Origin of the sequence: Lactobacillus sp. UBA5813, assembly GCF_002417895.1 — a bacterium.
GTDB classification, from domain to species: domain Bacteria; phylum Bacillota; class Bacilli; order Lactobacillales; family Lactobacillaceae; genus Lactobacillus; species Lactobacillus amylolyticus.
In genome coordinates this window covers 47882-68781 of sequence record NZ_DICZ01000044.1, presented here as the reverse complement: position 1 = coordinate 68781, position 20900 = coordinate 47882, and the positions used below count along the sequence as shown (strand labels likewise).

21 protein-coding genes are annotated in these 20900 nt (G+C 38.6%); 8 read left to right on the top strand and 13 right to left on the bottom strand.

Annotated features, from left to right (window positions below; translation table 11 throughout):
* Window positions 1-22: 22 nt before the first annotated feature.
* Window positions 23-205, bottom strand: a complete 183-nt coding sequence (locus tag B2008_RS07780) for a hypothetical protein (RefSeq protein WP_281829901.1) — start codon at window positions 203-205, stop codon at window positions 23-25.
* A 223-nt stretch (window positions 206-428) separates the two neighbouring features.
* On the opposite strand from B2008_RS07780, the gene B2008_RS07775 reads away from it, so the two are divergent.
* Together B2008_RS07775 and B2008_RS07770 are read left to right on the top strand one after the other, a co-directional pair.
* Window positions 429-2642, top strand: a complete 2214-nt coding sequence (locus B2008_RS07775) for an ATP-dependent Clp protease ATP-binding subunit (RefSeq protein WP_281829903.1) — start codon at window positions 429-431, stop codon at window positions 2640-2642.
* A 129-nt stretch (window positions 2643-2771) separates the two neighbouring features.
* Complete coding sequence (locus tag B2008_RS07770; RefSeq protein ID WP_281829905.1) at window positions 2772-3053, top strand: DUF1827 family protein; 282 nt, start codon at window positions 2772-2774, stop codon at window positions 3051-3053.
* 41 nt (window positions 3054-3094) lie between these two features.
* On the opposite strand, the gene B2008_RS07765 is transcribed toward B2008_RS07770, so the two are convergent.
* The gene (locus tag B2008_RS07765; protein ID WP_281829906.1) at window positions 3095-4666 is read right to left on the bottom strand and encodes a peptide chain release factor 3; all 1572 of its coding nucleotides are present in this window, start codon (window positions 4664-4666) and stop codon (window positions 3095-3097) included.
* Window positions 4666-5538, bottom strand: coding sequence for a hemolysin family protein (locus B2008_RS07760; RefSeq protein ID WP_281829907.1), 873 nt, complete (start codon window positions 5536-5538; stop codon window positions 4666-4668). Before B2008_RS07760 ends, B2008_RS07765 begins: the two co-directional genes overlap by 1 nt.
* 102 nt (window positions 5539-5640) lie before the next feature.
* Here B2008_RS07760 and B2008_RS07755 point away from each other — a divergent pair, with 102 nt between their 5' ends.
* Entirely contained in the window at window positions 5641-6102 is a 462-nt protein-coding gene (locus B2008_RS07755) for a hypothetical protein (protein ID WP_281829908.1), read from the top strand.
* Window positions 6103-6140: 38 nt separating this feature from the next.
* Here B2008_RS07755 and B2008_RS07750 read toward each other — a convergent pair whose 3' ends face one another.
* Both B2008_RS07750 and recX read right to left on the bottom strand, forming a co-directional pair.
* On the bottom strand, window positions 6141-6617 hold the full coding sequence (locus B2008_RS07750; RefSeq protein ID WP_281829909.1) for a hypothetical protein: 477 nt from the start codon (window positions 6615-6617) through the stop codon (window positions 6141-6143).
* A gap of 9 nt (window positions 6618-6626) precedes the next feature.
* Entirely contained in the window at window positions 6627-7442 is an 816-nt protein-coding gene (gene recX, locus B2008_RS07745) for a recombination regulator RecX (RefSeq protein ID WP_281829910.1), read from the bottom strand.
* 134 nt (window positions 7443-7576) lie between these two features.
* Between recX and rlmD the strand changes: the two genes are divergently transcribed.
* The gene (rlmD, locus tag B2008_RS07740; protein WP_281829911.1) at window positions 7577-8962 is read left to right on the top strand and encodes a 23S rRNA (uracil(1939)-C(5))-methyltransferase RlmD; all 1386 of its coding nucleotides are present in this window, start codon (window positions 7577-7579) and stop codon (window positions 8960-8962) included.
* A 381-nt stretch (window positions 8963-9343) separates the two neighbouring features.
* Here rlmD and B2008_RS07735 read toward each other — a convergent pair whose 3' ends face one another.
* Window positions 9344-10294, bottom strand: a complete 951-nt coding sequence (locus B2008_RS07735; RefSeq protein ID WP_281830076.1) for an alpha/beta hydrolase — start codon at window positions 10292-10294, stop codon at window positions 9344-9346.
* A 72-nt stretch (window positions 10295-10366) separates the two neighbouring features.
* Here B2008_RS07735 and B2008_RS07730 point away from each other — a divergent pair, with 72 nt between their 5' ends.
* Complete coding sequence (locus B2008_RS07730; protein ID WP_080881595.1) at window positions 10367-10651, top strand: hypothetical protein; 285 nt, start codon at window positions 10367-10369, stop codon at window positions 10649-10651.
* A 76-nt stretch (window positions 10652-10727) separates the two neighbouring features.
* Window positions 10728-12227, top strand: a complete 1500-nt coding sequence (gene yjeM, locus B2008_RS07725; protein ID WP_281829912.1) for a glutamate/gamma-aminobutyrate family transporter YjeM — start codon at window positions 10728-10730, stop codon at window positions 12225-12227.
* Between the two features lie 56 nt (window positions 12228-12283).
* Here yjeM and B2008_RS07720 read toward each other — a convergent pair whose 3' ends face one another.
* From B2008_RS07720 to map, 6 genes are all read right to left on the bottom strand, one after another.
* A complete protein-coding gene (locus B2008_RS07720; RefSeq protein WP_281829913.1) occupies window positions 12284-13447 on the bottom strand; it encodes a hydroxymethylglutaryl-CoA synthase in 1164 nt (387 codons plus the stop codon).
* A 5-nt stretch (window positions 13448-13452) separates the two neighbouring features.
* Window positions 13453-14661: a hydroxymethylglutaryl-CoA reductase, degradative gene (locus tag B2008_RS07715; RefSeq protein ID WP_281829915.1), complete on the bottom strand. Its 1209-nt coding sequence runs from the start codon at window positions 14659-14661 to the stop codon at window positions 13453-13455.
* Window positions 14661-15821, bottom strand: coding sequence for a thiolase family protein (locus B2008_RS07710; RefSeq protein ID WP_281829917.1), 1161 nt, complete (start codon window positions 15819-15821; stop codon window positions 14661-14663). The genes B2008_RS07715 and B2008_RS07710 overlap by 1 nt, the downstream gene beginning before the upstream one ends.
* Window positions 15822-15927: 106 nt before the next feature.
* Window positions 15928-16818, bottom strand: coding sequence for a UTP--glucose-1-phosphate uridylyltransferase GalU (gene galU, locus B2008_RS07705; protein ID WP_281829918.1), 891 nt, complete (start codon window positions 16816-16818; stop codon window positions 15928-15930).
* Window positions 16819-16834: 16 nt separating this feature from the next.
* Window positions 16835-17752 (bottom strand): YihY/virulence factor BrkB family protein, encoded by a 918-nt coding sequence (locus tag B2008_RS07700; RefSeq protein ID WP_281829919.1) that lies wholly within the window; start codon window positions 17750-17752, stop codon window positions 16835-16837.
* A gap of 9 nt (window positions 17753-17761) precedes the next feature.
* Window positions 17762-18589 (bottom strand): type I methionyl aminopeptidase, encoded by an 828-nt coding sequence (map, locus tag B2008_RS07695; protein ID WP_281829921.1) that lies wholly within the window; start codon window positions 18587-18589, stop codon window positions 17762-17764.
* Between the two features lie 159 nt (window positions 18590-18748).
* Here map and B2008_RS07690 point away from each other — a divergent pair, with 159 nt between their 5' ends.
* Complete coding sequence (locus B2008_RS07690; protein WP_281829923.1) at window positions 18749-19195, top strand: flavodoxin; 447 nt, start codon at window positions 18749-18751, stop codon at window positions 19193-19195.
* 4 nt (window positions 19196-19199) lie between these two features.
* Entirely contained in the window at window positions 19200-19730 is a 531-nt protein-coding gene (locus B2008_RS07685) for a GtrA family protein (protein ID WP_281830077.1), read from the top strand.
* A gap of 25 nt (window positions 19731-19755) precedes the next feature.
* Here the strand turns inward: B2008_RS07685 and wecB are convergent, their stop codons facing one another.
* Entirely contained in the window at window positions 19756-20898 is a 1143-nt protein-coding gene (gene wecB / locus B2008_RS07680) for a non-hydrolyzing UDP-N-acetylglucosamine 2-epimerase (RefSeq protein ID WP_281829924.1), read from the bottom strand.
* Between the last annotated feature and the right edge of the window lie 2 nt (window positions 20899-20900).

Here is a 20900-nt window from a genome sequence, read left to right as displayed (position 1 = left end):
ATTATGTAACAGTTTACATTATTTAGTCATCGCTCTTGTTGGCGGTATATATAATTGTACCGCCTCTTTCAGCACGACCAGTAATATTTTGTCTTTTTCCATAGTTTCGCAATGCTGCTTGAAAGTCGAAAGCATCTTTTGGCTCTACTTTATATTCTTTCAATTCGCCGCTGACTATTTGGTCAAGAATCTTTTGATAGTCCATTTACATCACCGCTCTCAATCTTGAGTTTATAATTTCCGACCTTTTTATTCTACTTCATTCAAAATGACTAATGCAATAATCTTATTTTCAGGTAAAAATCACTTTCTTTATTAATAAGGTATATTTTTCTTTTTTAATATTCGATTGTAATGCTTAGCACTTGACTTTAAAGAGTGCTAATTTTACAATTTGTGTATGTTTAAAGCGAAAGGCGGTAATATTATTGCTTTGTCAAAACTGTCACAAGCGGCTAGCCTCCATCCATCTTTATGCAAAGGTAAATGGTCAGAGCCGTGAAATTGATTTATGTCAACACTGTTATCAAGAATTAAGAAATGAACAAGGAAATTTAAGTAATTTAGGTAATATCAATATGAATAACGATAATAATGAATTCTTTGGCGACTTTGATGACCTATTCAATGCCATTAATGGCAATAACTCAAATGCCGCAAACAATAATAATATGAATAATCAAGGACCCGAAATGCAAATGGGCGGTGGAAATGCCGGAAACGGTGGTCGTTCTCTGCTTGATCAATATGGTACTGATCTTACTGCCCTTGCTAAAAAAGGAAAAATTGACCCAGTAATCGGACGTGATCAAGAAATTTCACGTGTTATTGAGATTTTAAACAGAAGAACCAAAAACAACCCTGTTTTAATCGGTGAAGCCGGTGTCGGTAAGACCGCTGTTGTTGAAGGATTAGCTCAACAAATTGTTGATGGTTCCGTCCCTGCTAAATTGCAAGATAAGAAAATTATTTCATTAAATGTTGTTTCATTAGTACAAGGAACTGGCTTTCGTGGTCAATTCGAACAAAGAATGGAACAATTAATCAAAGAATTGGAATCTAGAAAAGATGTTATTCTCTTCATTGATGAAATTCATGAAATCGTTGGTGCAGGTAATGCTGAAGGCGGAATGGATGCCGGCAACATTATTAAGCCAGCTTTAGCTCGTGGCGAACTACAATTAGTTGGTGCAACTACGATTAAAGAATACCGTGAAATTGAAAAGGATTCTGCTTTGGCACGTCGTTTCCAACCTGTAGAAGTTAAAGAGCCTTCAATTGATGAAACGATCAGAATCTTAAAAGGCATTCAAAAGCGCTACGAAGATTATCACCACGTTAAATATACCGATAAGGCCATTGAAGCAGCTGTCAAGCTTTCTGCTCGCTACATTCAAGACCGTTTCTTGCCAGACAAAGCCATTGACCTTCTTGATGAAGCTGGTTCAAGAATGAATTTGACTATTCCTTACATTGATCAAGATAAGATGAAGGAAAGAATTAAAGTAGCAGAAGAATTAAAGCAAGAAGCTTTAAAGAATGAAGATTATGAAAAGGCTGCCTACTACCGCGATCAAATCGAAAAGTATGACAAGATGAAGGATCAAAAGGTTGACCCTGATAAAGCTCCTATCATTACTGATAAGATCATGGACAAGATTGTTGAGGAAAAGACTAACATTCCAGTTGGCGATATTCAAAAGCAAGAAGAAAACCAATTGAAAAACTTGGCCAGTGATTTGAAGAGTAAAGTTATCGGACAAGACGAGGCCGTTGATCAAGTTGCTCGGGCAATTCGTCGTAACAGAATTGGTTTCAACAAGTCCGGCAGACCAATCGGCTCCTTCCTCTTCGTAGGACCTACTGGTGTTGGGAAGACTGAACTTGCCAAACAACTTGCTAAGCAAATGTTTGGTTCTGAAGATGCGATGATTCGTTTCGACATGTCCGAATACATGGAACAATATTCAGTTTCTAAATTGATCGGTTCAGCTCCTGGTTATGTAGGCTACGAAGAAGCTGGTCAATTAACTGAACAAGTTCGGCACAATCCATATAGCTTGATTTTGCTTGATGAAATTGAAAAGGCAAATCCTGATGTCATGAACCTCTTCTTGCAAATTCTTGACGATGGTCGTTTAACCGACTCACAAGGCAGAACTGTTTCCTTTAAAGATACAATCATCATCATGACCTCTAATGCTGGTCAAGGAATCAGTACTGCCAGTGTTGGTTTTGCTGCTGAAAACAGTGATGAAGATCAAGATTCTGCGAGAAGCGCAATGACGCAATACTTCAAGCCAGAGTTTTTGAACCGGCTTGATGATGTCATTGAATTTAATAAATTAACTAAGAAGGACTTGATCAAAATCGTCAACTTGATGCTCAACAACACCAACAACATGGTTAAGGATCAAGGCTTGCATATTGATGTCACTGACAAGGCAAAGGAAAAGCTTGTTGACGATGGCTTCAATCCTACTATGGGTGCTCGTCCGCTTCGCAGAACCATCCAAGAAGAAATCGAAGACAATGTTGCCGAATTCAAGCTTGATCATCCAAGCAGCAAGAATCTTTTGGCAGATGTCAAAGACAACAAGATTGTTATCAGTGATGAAGATCAAGCTGCCGAAGATAAGTAAAAAGGCACTTTAACGCGTAAAAAAGGAGAACAGATTGTTCTCCTTTTTTTCATGTATTTTTGTAAATAAAGTATCAAAATTAGTTTATACTATAGATGATGAAAGTTTGAACAGAAACGGGTGAAATCCATGCATTTAATAGATGTAACCAACAGTTATGCAGAATTAGTTCACAGTCAGCTTAATACTACTGATGCAACTTATGTAAAGGTTTACTCTTTAGGAAATACTTCGGTTATCTACACAGAGAGCCAAGATTCAATCGGTATTGCTTTGGAAAACCACGATCGTCGCATCCTTGAAAAAGAAGTTGAATTTGTGATCAATCGGTTAGTTAAAGACCCAAACGTCAGTTATACATTAACCGTAGACAAAAGTCGGCATGTTATCGAAATTCATATCGATAAATAAATGCAAAAACCTGGAAGCTGAGCTTCCAGGTTTTTTCTTTCCTATAATTTTTCTGTTAGTTTAACATCTGGATATTTATCCTTAAAGAATCTTTCGGCAAATTTATTTTCAAACAGGAATAAAGGATTGCCATATCGGTCCTTAACTAGCAAATTACGCATGTTAGACATTGATGGATCCAATTGATCCGGATCAATCCAACGAGCAACACGGTGACCAATACTTGTCATTTCAACTTCAGAATTATATTCATTTTGCATTCTGAATTTAAAAACTTCAAATTGCAATTGACCAACTGCCCCAAGAATATATTCATCCGTCTGATAATTACGATAAAGCTGAATTGTTCCTTCTTGAACCAGTTGATTCATCCCTTTGTGGAAAGATTTTTGCTTCATCACGTTTTTGGCAGTTACACGCATGAATAATTCAGGTGTAAATTCCGGCAATGGTGGATAAACAATTTTACGCTTTCCAGAATAAATACTATCGCCAATCTGGAAATTGCCAGTGTCATATAAACCAACAATATCACCAGCTACCGCATCGCTAACTTGTACTCGTTCACTGGACATGAATTCAGTTGCGTTATTTAAGCGAATTGGCTTACCCGTTCTAGCTAAAGTTACATCCAAGCCCTTCTTAAACTCGCCGCTGCCGACACGAACAAAAGCAATTCGATCGCGGTGATGCGGATTCATATTAGCCTGTATCTTAAAGACGAAGCCTGAAAACTGTGGATCATCAGGTTCTAATTCTTCATCCTCGTTTACCGTATGGCTCTCTGGAGCTGGAGCTAAGTTTACGAAACTGTTTAAGAAAGTTTCAACCCCAAAATTAGTTAAAGCTGAGCCGAAGAAGACTGGCGTTTGATCGCCTAATGCAATCTTTTCACGATCGAACTTATTGCCAGCTTCCTTAATCAAATCAATTTCATCTAAAGTTTCTTGGAATTGCTGATCTTGACTTAATGGTTCGCTATCTGGCAATTTTCCATCTTTATCTAGGGCAATAAAACGATCGGCACCGTCCTTGTGATACAGCTCTACTCGGTTATTAGCGATATCATAAAGGCCCTTAAGTGTTTGTCCTGAGCCGATTGGCCAGTCCATTGCTACTCCTTCGATGCCAAGCAGATCTTCAAGTTCAGCAATCAAATCCAAAGGTGGTCGGCCATCACGATCGAGCTTGTTCATAAAGGTAAAAATTGGAATACCACGCTGTTTAACAACTTTAAACAGTTTTTTAGTCTGTGGCTCGATACCCTTAGCTGAGTCAATTACCATAACGGCAGCATCAACTGCCATCAAGGTCCGGTAGGTATCTTCAGAGAAGTCCTGGTGTCCTGGCGTATCCAAAATATTGATCCGCTTGCCTTGGTATTCAAATTGCATTACTGAACTAGTAACGGAAATCCCACGCTTCTTTTCAATTTCCATCCAGTCACTAGTAGCATAATTACCGGTCTTACGTGCCTTAACAGTACCGGCCTTTCTAATTACACCACCAAAGAGCAGCATTTGTTCGGTAATTGTTGTTTTACCGGCATCCGGGTGGGAAATAATCGCAAAAGTTCTTCTCTTCTTAACTTTATCTTCTAACTCTTTATCCATTAATCCTTATTGTCTTCTTCCTTTTGTTCACTCTGATCTGGAATGGTTAATAAAATCGTTAACAATCTTGAGCCCTTCATGCGCCCAGTTGTCAAAATCATTCCATTCTCCAATGTAATACTGAGCTTCTCACCTTTTGCAGGAATGACTCCTAGACGAGTAATTAAATAGCCTGCTACAGTGTCAACATCAGTCATCTCAAGCTTAGTATCAAACTGCTCATTAAAATCATCCAGCGGCATCTTGCCATAAATGACGTACTTGTTAGTGCTTAATTTGTTAAACAAAATTTCAGCGTGATCAACTTCATCGTCAATGTCGCCCACAATTTCTTCAATTAGGTCTTCGATCGTGGCTAAGCCCACTACCCCGCCATATTCATCCAGCAAAATTGCCAATTGGCGCTGGGTTTGCTGCATTTCGACCAGCAACTCGCCTAGCTCCGCAGTTTCAGGCGCAAAAAGCGGCTCATACATGACGTCTTGATAATCCAAATGATCAAAGCCTTTTCTTCTTGCTTCACGCAGCACCGTTCTAATATGAATTATCCCAATAACCTTATCTTTATCCTGTTGATAAACTGGGATTCGAGAATACGGCTGTCGCAGAATTTCATCCAAGTTATCCCTAAAAGGAATCGTGGCATCAACCATAAATGCATCAGGACGAGGAACCATCACTTCACGAGCTGTTTTTGATTGGAAATTCTGAATTCCTTCAAGCATTGAAAATTCGGTATCATTAATTTGATGATGATCATGCAGCTGCTCTACTTCTTTGGCTAAATGATCTTTATTATTTTCTCCCTTGTCACTAGAAAATTTACTCTTTAAGCGATAGAATAAATTTTCAGCTGCGGGGTCGCTACTCATAGTTGGCTCTCCTTCTTTAAAACTTGTCTCTAAATAATCATATTATAGCATAGCGCAACCGTTAATATGCTAAAATAGCAATTAAGAAGCGAGGTTTATATTATGAAGAAAAGTCATGTTTTATTAGTATTCTTCTTTTTGCTGCTAATTCCATACATCTGCAGTCTGACAATCATCGGAATCGGCTACAACGCACTGGTTTTGCACTCAGGCAATTTATTCAGAAGTTTGATCGGTGCTTTTGTCGGTTCATTAGTTATGTTTGGGATTAAAGCCACGATTCAAAGACCGGTTGACTTATTGGCAATGCAAACCAACGATGGTTTGTTAAAACAGCTTTTACGTTTCTTCAGTATCCGCCGGCGCTACTTTTTACTAACTGCAAATGTCATTTTGGATTTTGTTCTCTGCTTTGGTGCAATGTCATTAGTAAGATATTACCTCACGCTTGATGATATCGTAGGCAATGCTACTGGCGTTGTTTTGCTAGTAATGTTTGTCTCCACCTGCTTAGGAGCCTACATTGAATACGACAATTTATCGATTGATCCGCAACAACATTAAAGATAATAAAAAAGGTCTAGCCCACAAGAGCTAGACTTTTATTTTGCGGATAAATACCAGAATTGCTTTAATTTTTTGCTATCTAAATTAATATCTTGAACAAGATATGGCGTATCGCTGTCGCCAGGGTTTTGGAAAACGGAAATATTTTCTTTCATTAGCTTCTTAAAGAAAGTTTCTACAAGATAGTGTGCTGGCAAACTGAAATAATTCAGTTGGGCATCGCTTTCTTCCTCTGCAATTTCACCTTTAGGAAAAACATACTTCATCATGCTTTTTGGAGTTTCAATGTCTTTATTGGTGACGATCCCATACCAATACATGAAGCTTTCCGGTCCAAAAACAAACATGCTGGAGCGCTGATTTTCAAAGCCATTCTCTTTTAGAAACTTTTGGAAATCCTCATCGTTTTCCATTTGCATGTTAACTTTGCCAAAAGTTTTTTGATCATCCATCATTGTATAAGGAAAAGGACGACCAATAAAAGTTAAACTATCAATCTCTTTTTTTGCCATTTTTTCTCCTTAATATTCTGCTAATTCGTCTAAATCAATAACCTCACCATTTAAGAAGGCATCGATTTCGCCACTACAAAAGCCATGACTGAACAGATAACGTTTTATCTTAAACTTGCGTTCTTGCTCATCAAAACGACGGAATTTTTTATAGGCCTTAATTCCTTGCTTCTTTAATGCTTCATCTTGCTCTTCTTCACTAGGCTTCAAATCCAATCGATCAATCACGCCTGCTGCCAAATCAGCATTAAAGCCATGACTAATTAGCTTAGTTTTAATTTTAAGCTCTAATTCTCGCTCAGACAATTTTCCCACCTGATGTCGCATTGATTTCACAACACGCTCAGCTATTTCAAGCCAATCTTCTTCAGCAACCTCATCAAGCTGGTTTTGAACTATTTCTGGATCCACGCCTTTTTGTGCCAATTTTCGTTTTAAAGATTTTGGCCCATCTGAACCAACCTGCAGATTATTTTTCAAAAACAAAGCTACATACTGCTGATCATCCAAATAGCCCAATTCAGTTAATTCTGCAACTGCATTGGAAACAGCTTCATTTGAAATTTTGTGTTTGGCTAAATACTGCAGAACTTCATAAACGGTTCGCGGCTCATAGCTCAAAAAACGAGCCGCCAAATCACTGGCCTTGGCATCAGCATCAAACTGCTTTACTTTTTCAACTTGTGAATCGCTCAGTTCCTTGCCCTTGAGTAAAACAAACTCAGCTAATGTCTTCTCACTAGCTGAAAGAGCATACTTGCCATCTAAAAAAATATTATAGCGTCCCGGCCTTCTTTGAGCGCTAACTTTAGTGATTATCGCCATTTTGTCAGCCTTTCTACTTCTTTTTCCGCCTTTAATCTTAGCAGAAAATAATATTTCTTGCTAAGAACTTTTTTCAGGGAGTAAAATAGAAGTCAAACCAAATTATTAATAGTTTATTGTAGAAAGAATTAGCAATGCACAAAAATTTTAGAAAAAATAAAAAACAAGAAAAAGAAAAAGACGTTATTATTACCATAAAACGCCTAGGAATCAATGGTGAAGGAATTGGGTACTACCGCAAGAAAATTATCTTTATTCCCGGAGCCTTGCCAAACGAAGTTGTTGTAGCAAAAATCGTTAAAGAATATCCTCATTATATCCAAGGCGAACTCGTACGGGTCAAAGAGAAAAGTCCAGATCGGGTTGACTTTCCTAAGGACGTTGATCCAGAAATCGGTGGCCTAGAATTAGCTCATCTTAGTTATGCCAAGCAATTAGAGTTCAAAAAAGCGAATGTAATTGAGGCTTTGCAAAAATTTCACCCTCGCAATTACGACAAATATAAGGTTAAGAACACGATTCCAGCTCCTGATCAATGGCATTATCGTGCTAAAGCTTCATATCAAATTGAACGCGACCATGGCAAGAACAAATTGGGCTTATACGCTCCCAACTCACATCGTTTAATCGATTTGCCCGTTATGCCTACCCAAAGTGAGGGTACGCAAAAAACGGAACGCGACATTAAGCATTTGATTGAGAAAAACCACGTCTTCATTGCTGACCGACGCAAGCATTTAGATGGCATCAAGACAATTGTCGTCCGTCAATCCGAAGCTACTAAAGAAATTCAAGTAACTTTAATTACAGTTGGCCATCAGATCAAGAATCTAATGAACTTAGCAAAAGAGATTATGAATCTGCCTAATGTGGTCAGTGTCTATCAAAATGAAACCGATTGGCGCAATCCACAAGTGTGGGGTAATAAAACGGAGAAGCTTTTGGGCAAAAATCAAATTACTGAAGTCATTTTAGGTAAAAAATTCGAATTGTCACCAAGAGCATTTTTCCAATTAAATCCTGTGCAAACAGAAACTCTTTATTCCGAAGCATTAAAATTCTTGGATCTCACTCCTGATCAAACTTTAATTGATGCTTATAGTGGCGTCGGTACATTGGGAATCTTGGCTGCTGATCAGGTCAAACAAGTAGTTGGCATCGAAACTATCCCAGAGGCTGTAGAAGATGCTAAGCACAACGTGCAAATCAACCACATCAAAAATGCTGATTATTTCCAAGGCAGCGTTGAAAAAGTTCTGCCTGAACTGCAAAAAGGTGGTTTGCCAATCGATGCTTTGATCGTGGATCCACCAAGAACTGGCCTGGCTAAAAGCTTAATCAAGACTTTATTACGCGTTAAGCCACAAACTTTCGTCTACATTTCCTGCAACCCATCAACTTTAGCACAAGATTTAATTCTTTTGACTGAATCTTATGATGTTCGCTTAATCGAAAACGTAGACATGCTGCCACAAACACCTCGCTGCGAATGTGTTGTTAAATTGGTTCTTAGAAAATAAAACAAATAAAAAAACGATTGTCGGGCTTTTCGTCTTTTGGCAATCGTTTTTTTAATGCAGTGGACGAGGTAAACTCATCAATTGATAGTCACGATTTTTCTAATGTTTATTAAGCGTATAAACATTGGCTGGTCGCGACCTACATTAACATTCACTTGTTCGGGTCATTACGTAAAACACGTAACTTTTATTAAATTGGAATCATCGCGTCTCACCATTGAACAGATCTGTAAATCTATAATAGCTGACACCTCTCTATAATTAGAGATTTTTCCAACAATAATACAATTCTTTCTGGAGATAAAAACTTACTTATATTGTTAAACTTTATTTCTACCTCTTCCACGCTTTAATTATACCGCAAATGTAAGCGTTTACAAGCTATTTAACATATTTAGCAAGAAACTTTTTAACGTGTTCATAATAGGCCTTAGGATGCGTAGCAAAAGATTTTGCATGCTTAGCTCCTGGAACCACCCATAATTCTTTAGGGCCGTTTCTTGCTTTGTAATTTGCATAAACCATTTTTGTCGGTACAAAAGTATCTTTATTTCCGTGGATAAATAAAGTCGGAAGCTTATTTTTCTTCAATTGATTGACTGAGGAAGCATCCCCCATAAAGTAGCCAACTTTTATTCGGTTGATCCCACTCAGAATTTCAACTAATGGAAAACGCGGAACTGCCGGCATGCTATATAAGTCCTGAGCTTCGTGCTCAATCTCAGCCTTAACATTGCTGTAGCCACAGTCTTCAATAATTGCTTTTACTTGATGCGGCAGTTTTTCACCAGCAGTCATCATTGCAGTAGCACCACCCATGCTGACGCCAAAAATTACAATCTGCTTGGCTCTCGTCTTTTTGATGATCTTCTTAATCCACTTTTTAACGTCCGCCTTTTCAACCCAGCCATAGCCGATATACTTGCCTTGACTCTGACCATGTGCACGAGCATCTGGCTGCAATGTATTATAGCCTAACTTATGAAAAAGAGCAGCGTAAGAGCCGACTGTATCCTTATTATTCATATAGCCATGCAAAATAATTACTGTCTTTTTTGACTTGCCATCGGGAATATAATTAGCATCCAAACGATAATTGCCACCAGCCGACTGCATATACCATTTTTGCTTTTTAGCTGCGGCATACCATTTCTTCTCTTTATATAATGGATCTGTCTTTTTAATCTGGGTCGTATTCGCAGCAATAAAACTTTTTTGACCAGGAACACAGCCAACCTTGAAAAAGTAAAAACCTGCCCCAACTAGTGCAAGACAAATTACTGTTATAATAGTAGCAATTGAAAGCCAAATTTTTTTGTGCTTCATAACTATCCTCTTTAATTCTATTCGATACTTAATATCAACAAGTATAGCACTTAGCATTACGTATAGAAAAGAATAATTATGACCTTTAGCAACTTTCTAGAATTAATTGATAATTTGAATGAAAATCTCCATTTTTATATAAGAATCGAGCAACAAACTTTTCCTTTAAGCAAAATAACTGTCGCTCATAATGAATTCTTGGCAAATCCAGGCAAACGCAGCATGACCAAGAAACAGATCGTGCAGCTCTTTGGTAAGATGCATCAACGCGGACTCACTTTACGAATTGACAATGACGGACAAAAACTACCAGTTTATGGCTTGCAAATTTCAATTGAAAAAGGAACTGCTACTTTAATGTGAAACCGCTTTTATAGAATGATACTTTTATAGAATGATACAATGAACATGCTAGAACTATTTAGAAAGTAGGCATGTTTTGGAAAATAATAAACAACAGAAAAATATAACGATCTTTAGTTTAGTTCTAATGATCATTACGACCGTTTACGGTTTCGGAAATGTTTCTGTTTCTTATGAGCAGATGACCTATGCCGGAATTATTTGGTTTGTCTTAGCTGGCATTTGCTTCTTCTTCCCGGCTGGTTTAATGATGGCGGAATATGGTTCTGCTTTTCACGACGCTCAAGGTGGCATTTATTCATGGTTAGCCGGTTCAATCGGAGAAAAATGGGCCTTTATCGGTACTTTCGTTTGGCTGGCAAACTGGGTATTATGGTTAGTCGCTAGTGCTTCCAGATTATGGATTTCCATTTCAGCTTTGCTCTTTGGAAAAGACACTACACAAAGCTGGAGCATTTTTGGATTGCATGGAACTCAATTAATTGGCTTGCTAGCTATTTTATTCATGCTTTTATCTACCTATCTCTGCTCTCGCGGAATGACAGGTATTAAAATTATGTCTTCGATCGGTGGAATCTTTATGATCCTGATGAATGTCATTTTTATTCTGACCAGTATCTTGATCCTATGCCTTAATCGCGGACAATTAGCTGAACCGATTCACGGCATTTCTAGTTTCATTGTTTCTCCTAACAAGAGTTTTCAAACACCGATTACAATTATCTCGTTCGTCGTTTATGCTGTCTTTGCTTATGGCGGAATGGAAACGGTCGGCGGTGTGATCAACAATATGAAAAAACCGGAGAAAGAATTCCCACGTGGATTAATCATCGGTTCATTGTTTACCATTATTTCTTATGTCTTGATGATCTTTATGACCGGCTTTTCAGTCAATTATCAACAAGATATTCTTCATGGAAATGCAAATACTGGTAACATCACCTATATTGTGTATGGTACTTTAGGTCGCGAATTAGGTCATGCGTTGAACCTTGACCCACACGCATCATTAATCATCGGTCAAGTTTTCACCAGAGCTATTGCTTTATCCGGATTGATGGGCATGATGGGAGCCTTCTTCGTCTTGCTCTACTCACCTGTTAAGTCCTTCATCATGGGCTCAAACCCTAAATTGTGGCCTAAAGCCACAACCAAATTGAACAAACATGGCGTACCTGCCAATGCAATGTGGGCTCAAAGCATTTTCGTTTGTTTATTAATTGGTGTCGTCTCCTTTGGTGGCTCTGCTGCAGCCAGCTTCTATCAAGTTTTAACTGATATGGGCAATGTCGCAGCTACTGCACCTTATATTTTCTTGATTGGTGCTTTCCCATTCTTCTTAAAGAAGGACTACCCACGCAAATTCAGAATCTTCACCAATTACAAGTGGACTGTTGCGTTAGTTGTCTTTGTTGAAATTATTGTATGTACGGGAATTGTCTTCACGATCGTAGAGCCAATCCTTGAAGGAAATTACGCTACTGCATTCTGGACCGGCTTTGGTCCTGTCTTCTTTGCACTAATTGCTTGGATCTTCTATGAAGTTTCCAGAAGAAGAAATCATATTGATGAATAAAATAAAAAATTGCAGCTGCTTTAATTAGCAACTGCAATTTTTTTATCTTATTTTTTCTATTTCTGCTTGTAAATTCGAACATGGTTCTGCGTACAAGCAAAATACCAGTATCCAGCTTCATCATCGCTTACTAATTCTTGGCCATCTGCGGGCAATTCCAAAGCTTCATTGAAAATCTTTTCATATTCAGCGATGCTCAACTTGCTTCTGCGATCAAGCAAAGCCTGATCGCCTTCAGGATCCAATTGTCTTTGATAATTATCAATTACGTTGCCAGAATAGAATTCAGCCATCGCACCAGACCCATATGAGAATAATCCAATTAATGCGTTGTGAGACAATTCAGCATTTTCAAGCAAACTAAGCAAACTCATATAAAGAGCTGCTGTATAAATATTCCCCACTTGCATGCTAAATTGCTTAGAAGCATCAAAATTGGTCATTAATCTTTCAGCCGTTCTTTCATCTTGATCTTCAATGGCAATTCGGTTAGCTTTCAATCCCTGCTTAGTAAAAGGCAAATGATAAATAATAGCGGAAAAGTCTTGCGTATTCCAGCCCTTTTTTTCTTTATAAGCATCAAACGTCTTTTTAAAGAAATCCAAATAAACTTGCGTCGAATATTTGCCTTCAACTAAGGCAGTAGAATGATCATTTGGCCGCCAGAAGTCGTTAATATCTTGACTATATGCACTATGACCATCGTTTAAGGCTAAAATCTTAGGTTCACTCTTAATCAGCATCGAAATTGCACCGGCACCTTGGGTTACTTCTCCTGGAGTTTTAATCCCATAACGGGCAATATCACTGCCGATCACGATCGCAGTCTGCTCAGGGTGAACACGAACAAAGTCGCGCGCAATCATCAAGGCTGCTGTTAGACCAAAACAAGCTTCCTTAACTTCAAAAGTTCTTACTTCTGGCTTCATTTTAAGAGCAGTTTTAACAAATAAAGAAGCAGATTTTGATTGATCAACACTGCTTTCTGTTCCAAAAATAAGCAAACCAACTTTATCCCGCTCGATCTTGTTCCAATAACGCAAGGTGGCGTTAATTCCCATTGACACAGCATCTTGAGTTTGGTCGGCAACGCTCATTTTTCTTTGGCCAATTCCAATTAGATATTTATTGGGATCTTCATTTCTGGCATTTGCCAAATCTACCATGTCCACATACTTATTCGGTGTAAAAAAGCCAATTTTATCAATTCCTACTTGCATAAAACTTATTTTTCTCCTCTTACTTCTTTTAAAAAAGCCTCTGCATCTTTCATTGAATATTTTTTTGCTTTGCGCATCAATTTCAGAACCTGCTTTTTTTCTTCGTCATTCGCCTTTAAAGTGGCAACAAGGTTACGTGCTTGCAATTTCATATGTCCCGCTTGAATACCACTGGTCGAAATTGCCAAGATTGCCGCCAAATTGTTTGCTAAACCAACACTGGCAATAATTTCGGCTAGAGTCTTAGTATTAACTTTACCCAAAATTCGATAAACCTGCTGAACATCTTCACGAGCCGAAATGGAGCCGCCTACCGTGCCAATTGCCAAAGGCAGAGTTACTTCTCCGCAGAGCTTGTTATCTGCAACGGTCCACTTTGACAAGCTGCGATATTGTCCATCCTGATTAGCTAGAACACCACAAGCCGCTTCAACGGCGCGATAGTCGTTGCCTGTTGCCAGCAGGACCGCATCAACGCCATTCATAATTCCTTTATTGTTGGTCACAGCCCGATAAGGATTATCATGAGCAATCTGACTGAGCAAAGCAATTCTTTGGGCAACTTCAAGTCCACCAACGCTGGCTGGATCTAATGCGATTTTAGCCGTTGTCAATTGACTTGGATAATTGGATAAGATTGCAAACATTTTTTCATCAATGCCAGCATAGTTTTCTAGTTCAGCCGCCAAATATTCTAAAATCGAATTTGTTTTATTGGCACCCATCGCCTCTGCAGGATCAACCAATACTTTTAGATAAAGAAGGTCCTGCTTGACTTCGGCCTGGATTTTCTTTAGACCGCCGCCATGCTTAACCAAGGAGTTGAATTGCTGATTGGCTTTTTTAATCAAATCGGGAAAGGTTGTTTTTAGCGTTTCTAAACTAAAGTGTTTATTAATCTTTAGAACGATTTGACCAAAAATCCCGTTCCGTTTGCTATCAGCTATGACGCCACCATTTTTAGCAAAAATACTCATGCCATGATTGGCAGCTGCAACCACAGATGGCTCCTCTGTTGCCATTGGTACCACATATTTTTGCTGATTGACAATTGCCTTTTGAACAAGGCCAACCGGCAAACGCAACTGGCCAATGACATTTTCACTTAATTTATCCAGCCGCGACAATACTGCATCATCAATTGCATCTAACTTGATGCCAGCAGCAAGCAGTTTTTTTCTTCTTTGTTCAGGACTAAGTTGATAAAATTTCATTATACGCGCTCGATTTCATAGGCAATTGCCTGTCCACCACCGATACATAGAGTGGCTAATGCCTTTTGCCCGTTTACCTTTTTTAAATCGCTGATTGCCGTTGCAATTAGACGGGTTCCCGTTGCTCCCAAGGGATGGCCTAAGGCAATTGCTCCACCTAAGATATTCAGCTTATCAGCCGGGATATGCAAGTCGCGTTTAAGAGCGACAGCTTGTGCCGCAAAAGCCTCATTAACTTCAAAGGCATCATAGTCATTAATTTGTGTTTTAGCCTTTTTTAGCAATTTTTTAACGGCAAAATATGGCGTATAGCCCATTAAACTTGGATCAAATCCAGCTTCTGCGAAGTTTCCAAGTTTAGCAAGTGGCTTTAGACCTAATTGGTCGCATTTTTCTTTAGTAGCTAAAATCAACATGCTTGCGCCATCATTTAAAGGTGAAGCGTTGCCCGCTGTCACTTTGCCGCCTTCTTTAAATACGGCTTTCAGCTTAGCTAAGGCAGACATGCTTGTATCCGGACGAATGCTCTCATCTTGAGCTAAAGTCTCGCCATTAAGCGTAATTGGCAATATTTCATCCGCAAACGCATTCTCTTCAACCGCCTTGACGGCTTTTCTATGAGATTCAACACTAAAACGGTCCATTTCTTCTTTAGAAATATGATACTTCTCAGCAACGTTTTCCGCCGTGACACCCATGGGTTGCCCGGAAAAAGCATCAATCAAAGCATCGGTAAACAGAGTATTTCTTAAATGACCGCTTGGATTTTCTTTATCTTTTTTATCAAGTACATACGGTGCATTGGTCATGCTTTCAGCACCACCAACGGCTACCAAATCCAGATCGCTCATCATCATCTGTCCTTGAGCTAGACGAACTGCTTTTAAACTCGAGCCACAGACGTCATTAACAGTTGTTGCGACCGTAGATTCAGGCAAACCTGAATTAAGTGCTACTTGCCGCGCCATATTTTCGCCTAAACCGGCTGCTATGACGTTTCCCATGAAGACAGCTTCAACTTCAGCCGGATCCAGATCAATCGCTTTTAAAGTCCCTTTTAGGGCCATTACGCCGAGATCAACGGCAGTTTGATCCTTAAAAAAGCCCTTATAACGACCAAAAGGCGTTCTTTTGGCTGCAACAATATAAATATCTCTCATCTAAAATTATTTTCCCTTTAGCTGTTTTTATATATACCTCATATATTATAAATAAAACCAAGAAAAAGCTCAGGCATGATTGTCTGAGTTTTATTAATTCTTCAAATTATTTCTTTTCAGCAGCTAATTTCTTGCCTAAATTGATAATGTATTCGCGCAATTCATCTTTTGTCTTAGGATGATGCAAACCATATTCAATTGAAGTTTCAAGGTAACCTTCCTTGTTACCAACATCATGACGGTCACCCTTAAAGACGTGAGCAAATACTCTTTGGGTTTTGTTCATAGTATCAATCGCATCAGTTAATTGGATTTCGCCGCCACGACCTGGTTTTTGATGAGCTAAAATATCAAAAATCTCTGGCGTCAGCAAATAACGGCCGATAATTGCATAATCACTTGGCGCTTTATCCACATCTGGCTTTTCCACAAATGATTTAACGTTGATTAAGCCTGGTTCAATTTCATCAGAAGGTTCAATGACACCATATTTAGACACTTCTTCATGCGGCACTTTCATAACGGCAATTGTTGATGCATGGGTTTTATCATAACGATCAATCAATTGTTTGGTTAATGGTTCTTTGTCATCCATTAAGTCGTCGCCAAGCATAACAGCAAACGGCTCATTCCCAACGAAGCCGCGGGCCTTTAAAATAGCATCTCCTAAGCCATTTGGATGTGGTTGCCGAGTAAAGTACAAATTAACACCCAAATCGGTAATATCTTGCGTTAACTTAAGGAGTTTATCTTTACCTGTTTTGGCTAAGTCCTGCTCAAGTTCTGGGTTGGAATCAAAATGATCCTCAATTGAACGCTTATTTTTGCCAGTTACGATTAAAATATCTTCGATACCTGATTTTTTGGCTTCCTCAACGATAAATTGAATCGTAGGCTTATCAACAATTGGCAGCATTTCTTTTGGCATTGCCTTAGTTGCTGGTAAAAAACGGGTGCCAAGACCGGCAGCTGGAATAACTGCTTTTCTAACTTTCATAAATACACACTTTCTATTATTGATGACGTTTTTGCTGAATGTAAGAAGCAATTCGACCTGATGAATATTCTAAATCACCATATTTGATTCTAGTGATTGTCGCGTTAATGCTTGTTCCAAATAAGAAAAGCAAAGAAATAATGTTCAGCCACAACATGAAAATAATAAAGGTTCCAATAATGCCATAGTTTTCCCAACTGATAGGAAAATGATGCAAATAAAAGCCAAACAAATAAGACAGTGCTGACCAGCTAAGAACCGTAAAAATTACGCCAGGCCAAATAATCCTTTTCCGCAGCTTAATATTCGGCAAAACATAATTAAGATAAGCTACCGCAACTACCATCATCAGAATGATGACCGGATAGCGATAACTAAATATCTTTTTAATCTCTCCAACTGAAATGGACATAATTGGACGCAAGAACTCCAATACTTGCTGACCAAAAATCATTACTAAAGCAATTGCCGTAAAGACAATAATCATGAGCGCCGTCAAAAGAATAGTAAATGACCTTGTCCACAAAAAATTCAGAAAGGATAATTTTAACTCAACTGCATGAACGCCATAGAGTCGGTTCATTCCAATTCTAATTGCATTTACCATGTTCGAGAAAGACCAAATGGCCAAAATAATACCGAATGAAATATATCCGGTCGAATTATTTTTCAGCAAAGTATTAATGATTGGCATGATATATTTGGAAACCTGATCCGGAAAAATAAGGTCCAAATAGTCTGCAATTGGCTCTGTATTGATATGAAATAGTGGCAGAACATTCCCAACAATAATTATGATTGGAAAGATTGAAAACAAAATATAATAGGCAATTACAATTGAACTTTGAAAAATTTCACCTTCAGCAAGCACTGAAGACAACTTTTTATAAAAAGAACCTGCTTGCTCTCTAAAGCGCCCGACAGAAGTTTTCATCCATCTACCTTAGTCATCCATCTCATCAAAATGAGGCAAGTATTTTTCATAACCATCATATGGCTTTTGCAAAGTCAAAATCTTAGGACCATCTTTGGTAATTGCAAAAGTGTGTTCAAATTGGGCGGCTTTTGAACCATCTGGAGTAGCATAGTAAACCCAATCATCATTTGGATCATCAACAGTTCTTTGATCAATATGCCAATCGCCGCCTGCTTCAACCATTGGTTCACATGTAATAGTCATGCCCTCACGCAGACGAAGACCATGACCGGCTTTACCCCAGTGTGGAACTTCAGGATCTTCATGAATAGATGGTTGAATACCATGACCAACTAATTCGCGAACGTCACCATAATGATGCTCATCTTCAACAAAAGTTTGAATAGCATGGCCGATATCTCCAATTCTGTTGCCAAGAACAGCTTGATCAATCCCGAGATACATTGCTTTTCTGGTAGTTTCGATCAAATCTTGATCTTCTTTTGAAATTTTGCCTACAGGATAAGTAGTACATGAATCAGTTTCATAGCCATTAAGGTTGCAAGTTACGTCAACCTTAACAATGTTGCCTTCATTTAAAATGCAATCTTTTCTTGGAGTTTGGTGTGCAACTTCATCATTAACTGAGATGCAGGTACCATATTTATAGCCTTCGAAACCTTGTTCTGAAAGACGGCCACCCTTTGATTTAACGTATTTTTGGCACCATTCTTCAATATTCCAAGTTGAAATACCTGGTTTAATTACATCACGCAAGCCTTCAAACATTGATGCAAGAAGTCGGCCGGACTTTTGCATTCCTTGCAATTCACGAACAGATTTTATCGTTATCAAAATATTCTCTCCTCATCAAAAAATAGTTACTTTTATTATAGCGTTTTTTAAAAGTTTGCTAAAGGATTACGATAATTATCAGAAATTATGTATACGATAATTATCAGAAATTATGTATAATAAAGGTTATATATAAGACGCATGAAAGGTAGAGTTATCATGAAAGCCAAAATTGTTTATGCCAGCATGACTGGTAATGACGAAGATATAGCTGACATGCTTGAAGAAGATTTGCAAGACTATGGCTTTGAAACAGACTCAAGCGACGTCAGTTTTGCGGATGCAAGTGAATATGAGGATGCAGATTTATGCATTTTCATTACCTACACTTACGGCGAAGGCACGATGACCGATGATTTGGCTGACTTTTACGACCAACTGAAAGATATTGATTTAAACGGCAAAGCTTTTACGGTGATGGGTTCAGGAGACAAAACCTATGGTGAACACTTCTGTGAAAATGTTTTTGACTTCGAAAAAGCATTTAAAAAGTGCGGCGCCGAAGAAATCACAGCACCGGTAACCATTGAAAATGCTCCGGATGATGACGATATTGCGTTAATCGATCAAGCCGCAAAGGAAATGAATGAAAAACTAAATGGATAAAAATATGCAGCAAAATAAATGGGCTGTGTTTAGCGACAAAAAAAATATTCGTCATTTGGGGCAAAAGCTAATGAGACGTCATAGAAATTTATGGGTTTACATGCTTTTCGGTTTTGTCGCAGCTCTAATCAATACTGTGGCCTTCATGATCTTGCATCAGTGGTGGCACAGTGCCGTGGTGATTTCCAACACGATTGCTTTCATCGTTTCTAATTTGGCTTCTTTTTACTTTAATCAAAAAGCTGTCTTTATCAACAATGTCGACCATGAACATTCAACTTGGCATAAACTAGTAGCCTTTTTTACTTATAGAATCATTTCACTGATTCCAGATACATTGATTATGTTGGTTGGTCTTTCATGGCTCCATCTTAATGCCTTGCTTGTCAAAATTATTGATCAAATTTTAGTCGGAATTTTCAACTATCTGACGACCAGATCAGTCTTCCAAAAGCAAGAACATACAATGATTGAACGAGCAAAAATTCGGTTGGAACAACAAAAAGAAAAGCATGAACACAAAAAAAAGCAATGAGTAATTAAAACTCATTGCTTTTCTTTTATTCAAAATCCTTTGGTCTTGGACCTGTCTTGTCTGAGAAGTAGTATGCAATATCATCCATGATCCGATCAGCCGCATGACCATCCCCATATGGATTCTTTGCATTGGCCATCTTGTCATAGGCATCCTTGTTTTCCAAAAGCTCAAGCATGCTCTCTCTGACTTTATCCACTTCTGTACCCACAAGTCTTAAGGTTCCGGCTTTGACTCCTTCTGGGCGCTCAGTGGTATCTCTTAAAACAAGAACGGGCTTGCCAAGGCTTGGTGCTTCTTCTTGTACACCGCCGGAATCGGTCATGATGAAGTATGAACGTTTAGCCAAATTGTGGAAATCGACCACATCCAATGGTTCAATCAAGTGAATTCTCGGGTCACCGCCAAGAACTTCGTTGGCAACTTTTTGCACTCTTGGGGATAAGTGGACTGGATAAATGATTTCCACATCATCATGGCTGTCGATAACCTGCTTCATGACCTTGAAGACGCGGCGCATTGGTTCACCCTGATTTTCGCGACGGTGCATGGTTACCAAAATCACTTTGCTCCCAGGCGTAATTTCATCCATCACAGCGTGATGATAATCTTTTTGCACAGTTTCATGAAGAGCATCGATTGCAGTATTACCGGTCACAAAAATGCCATCTGGTTTGTGATTTTCTTTTAACAAATTAGACTTAGACAATTCAGTTGGTGCAAAGTAAAGATCAGCCATGTCATCAGTCATTTGCCGGTTCATCTCTTCAGGAAACGGTGAATACTTGTTCCAAGTACGAAGTCCGGCCTCAACGTGGCCCAAAGTTGTTTGTTCATAAAAAGTGGCTAAGCTGGCAGCAAAACTTGTTGTGGTGTCGCCGTGAACTAGAACGATGTCTGGCTTTTCTTCTTGGATGACTTTAGCTAAATCATTCAAAACTTTTGAGGTAATATCCTCCAAAGTCTGGTTCTTGTGCATAATGTTAAAGTCATAGTCAGGCTTAATTTTAAAAATATCCAAAACCTGATCCAGCATTTCACGGTGCTGCGCACTAACAACCGTTACTTCATCAAAACGCTCATCTTTTTTCAGTTTTAAAACGAGCGGTGCCATTTTGATTGCTTCTGGACGCGTACCGAAAACCGTCATTACTTTTATTTTTTTCATTA

Bases quoted from the DNA above. Each gene is read 5' to 3' on its own strand.
- recX (WP_281829910.1), bottom strand. From the start codon at position 7,442: ATGGCGATAATCACTAAAGTTAGCGCTCAAAGAAGGCCGGGACGCTAT.
- B2008_RS07765 (WP_281829906.1), bottom strand. From the start codon at position 4,666: ATGGATAAAGAGTTAGAAGATAAAGTTAAGAAGAGAAGAACTTTTGCG.
- rlmD (WP_281829911.1), top strand. From the start codon at position 7,577: ATGCACAAAAATTTTAGAAAAAATAAAAAACAAGAAAAAGAAAAAGAC.
- B2008_RS07720 (WP_281829913.1), bottom strand. From the start codon at position 13,447: ATGCAAGTAGGAATTGATAAAATTGGCTTTTTTACACCGAATAAGTAT.
- B2008_RS07710 (WP_281829917.1), bottom strand. From the start codon at position 15,821: ATGAGAGATATTTATATTGTTGCAGCCAAAAGAACGCCTTTTGGTCGT.
- B2008_RS07715 (WP_281829915.1), bottom strand. From the start codon at position 14,661: ATGAAATTTTATCAACTTAGTCCTGAACAAAGAAGAAAAAAACTGCTT.
- B2008_RS07755 (WP_281829908.1), top strand. From the start codon at position 5,641: ATGAAGAAAAGTCATGTTTTATTAGTATTCTTCTTTTTGCTGCTAATT.
- B2008_RS07750 (WP_281829909.1), bottom strand. From the start codon at position 6,617: ATGGCAAAAAAAGAGATTGATAGTTTAACTTTTATTGGTCGTCCTTTT.
- B2008_RS07730 (WP_080881595.1), top strand. From the start codon at position 10,367: ATGACCTTTAGCAACTTTCTAGAATTAATTGATAATTTGAATGAAAAT.
- B2008_RS07770 (WP_281829905.1), top strand. From the start codon at position 2,772: ATGCATTTAATAGATGTAACCAACAGTTATGCAGAATTAGTTCACAGT.
- galU (WP_281829918.1), bottom strand. From the start codon at position 16,818: ATGAAAGTTAGAAAAGCAGTTATTCCAGCTGCCGGTCTTGGCACCCGT.
- B2008_RS07700 (WP_281829919.1), bottom strand. From the start codon at position 17,752: ATGAAAACTTCTGTCGGGCGCTTTAGAGAGCAAGCAGGTTCTTTTTAT.
- B2008_RS07690 (WP_281829923.1), top strand. From the start codon at position 18,749: ATGAAAGCCAAAATTGTTTATGCCAGCATGACTGGTAATGACGAAGAT.
- B2008_RS07685 (WP_281830077.1), top strand. From the start codon at position 19,200: ATGCAGCAAAATAAATGGGCTGTGTTTAGCGACAAAAAAAATATTCGT.
- B2008_RS07760 (WP_281829907.1), bottom strand. From the start codon at position 5,538: ATGAGTAGCGACCCCGCAGCTGAAAATTTATTCTATCGCTTAAAGAGT.
- B2008_RS07780 (WP_281829901.1), bottom strand. From the start codon at position 205: ATGGACTATCAAAAGATTCTTGACCAAATAGTCAGCGGCGAATTGAAA.
- wecB (WP_281829924.1), bottom strand. From the start codon at position 20,898: ATGAAAAAAATAAAAGTAATGACGGTTTTCGGTACGCGTCCAGAAGCA.